Consider the following 2140-nt stretch of genomic DNA (forward strand, 5'->3'; position numbering starts at 1 on the left):
GCGGCGGGGCGACCTGCCGCAGCTTTATGTGCACCACCTGTTGTTCCTGAGGCGGGAGCTTATCAGGCGGGCATGTCCAAAAATCAAACTGCTGGCTCTGCATATCAGCACCTTGCAATGGGGATTTCGTCGATGTTGGTGGTGTAGCGGGGTGTGCGCCGCTCCTGGCGCATCCGCCATCCAGCTTCGTCCTGGGAGGCAAAGCCCGTGCTGGCAACGTGCACCGTGCCTTTGCCAAAGCGCCCATTCACCCTGTCCATTGCCTCCATGAGGCGGCTTTGATCCCGGCCAACATCTGCAGCGGCAAGCAGGTCGTGCTGCTCGTGGCGGCTTTCCGCAAGATCCATCAGCATCACGCCGGCCTTGGCCAGGCGAAAGCCCGGCTGGTAGATGGAGTGCATGCCGCCCAGTGCGGCGCGCACCAGCGCTTTTGTGTCGGAGGTGGGGGGGACGAGTTGGGTGGTGGTCTGCCCGTAGAACCTGGGCCCCGGCCGGAAGGGGGAGGTGTGGGCGAAGACGTGCAGGGCGCCGGCGCGCAGATCCTGCTTGCGCAGCTTCTCGGCCGCCCGCGTGGCGAACTCGCTGACGGCTTCGAGCAGGGGCTCGAGCTCATTGATGCCATGGCCAAAGCTGCGCGTGCACGCAATCTGCTTCTTGGGCGGCGGTGCCAGTTCCATCGGAATGCAGCTGATGCCCTGCAGCTCGCGGACCGTGCGCTCGAGCACGACACCCCAGCTGCTGCGCACCATGGGCCCCTGCATTCGGGAGACATCGAGCGCGGTGACTATGCCGCGCTCTGCCAGCTGCACAGCGATCCGCCGGCCGATACCCCAGACATCGCCGGCCACGGTCCGGCGGAGCACATCCTCACGCATGGCCGCGGGCATCTCCTGCCAGTTGCATACCCGGGCCAGCTCTGCCGGGTAGCTGCCGGGCTTGCGCTCGGAGTCTTTGGCCACATGGTTGCAGAGCTTGGCCAGGGTCTTGGTGGGGGCAAGGCCGATGCAGCAGGGTATACCCACCCATTGCAGGATGCGTGCACGCACGGCCCAGGCCCGGCGGTTCAGATCGCGCACGCCGGCCAGGTCGCCGATGAAGGATTCGTCGATGGAGTAGATTTCCTGCCGGGGCCCGAGGCCGGCGGCCAGCGTCATCATGCGGTCGCTCATGTCGCCGTACAGCTCGAAGTTGGCCGACAGGCAGACCAACCCCTTGAGCTCGACCAGGTGCTGCAGCTGGAAGAAGGGCTGACCCATCTTGACGCCCAAGGCTTTGGCCTCATCCGATCGGGCGATGGCGCAGCCGTCGTTGTTGCTGAGCACCACCACCGGCAGGCCCTGCAGGCTCGGCCGGAATACCCGCTCACAGCTCACATAGAAGTTGTTTCCGTCAATGAGTGCATACATGGCAGCCTCACGCGAAGATCTTGATGCAGCTGGTGACCACGCCCCAGATCTCCAGGCTCTGGCCTTCCTTGGGCGTGATGTCGGGGTAGGTAGGGTTGCCGGCCTTCAGCTTGACCATGCCGGCGGCCTTGAACAGCTTCTTGACCGTGAACTCGCCTTCGATGACGGCCACGACGATGCACCCGTGGCGGGCCTGCAGCGCCCGGTCGACCGCCACCAGGTCGCCATCATCAATGCCGAACTCACGCATGGACGGCCCAGCCACGCGCAATAGGTAGGTGGCCTGCGGGTGCTTGACGAGCAGGGCGCCTATGTCCAGCCGGGAGACAGCGAAGTCTTCTGCAGGCGACGGGAAGCCAGCGCGCACAGACCCTTCGGCCCGCAGGATTGAGAGCGGGGCAGCGGACACCAAGATCGGCGTGTTGGGCTGAAAAATACTGTGCATGCATACAGTATATCTGAAAGGAAGATAACGCCTTCAACACTTTCTATTGATTCAATGCAGTAGCGATTTGTCATGGGAGACAGGGGACCGGAGAGGCCTGCAGCGGTGGCAGGGCCCGGCTCTCTGTAGGGGCTGAATGCAGCCAAAAGTGTTCCGCAAACGCTTTTCAGCATGTTGTAAAACAAGAGGTTGCGCAGTGGTTCGCGCTCTCTTTTGCGGAACTAAATTTTTGGCAGGTCATTGTTTTTAAATGATAAAGCAATGGCCTTTTAATCCGTTGGTCGCGAGT

General features: G+C 62.6%; 2 protein-coding genes. Both read right to left on the reverse strand.

The window, feature by feature from the left end:
- Positions 1 to 104 precede the first annotated feature (104 nt).
- Entirely contained in the window at positions 105 to 1406 is a 1302-nt protein-coding gene (locus H928_RS0123245) for a Y-family DNA polymerase (protein ID WP_021028644.1), read from the reverse strand.
- A gap of 7 nt (positions 1407 to 1413) precedes the next feature.
- A complete protein-coding gene (locus H928_RS0123250) occupies positions 1414 to 1851 on the reverse strand; it encodes a LexA family transcriptional regulator (RefSeq protein ID WP_021028645.1) in 438 nt (145 codons plus the stop codon).
- Between the last annotated feature and the right edge of the window lie 289 nt (positions 1852 to 2140).

This window comes from Comamonas sp. B-9 (genome assembly GCF_000410635.1).
GTDB lineage: Bacteria > Pseudomonadota > Gammaproteobacteria > Burkholderiales > Burkholderiaceae_C > Comamonas.

Coding starts and splice junctions, on each gene's coding strand:
- H928_RS0123245 (WP_021028644.1), bottom strand. CDS start 1,406: ATGTATGCACTCATTGACGGAAACAACTTCTATGTGAGCTGTGAGCGG.
- H928_RS0123250 (WP_021028645.1), bottom strand. CDS start 1,851: ATGCACAGTATTTTTCAGCCCAACACGCCGATCTTGGTGTCCGCTGCC.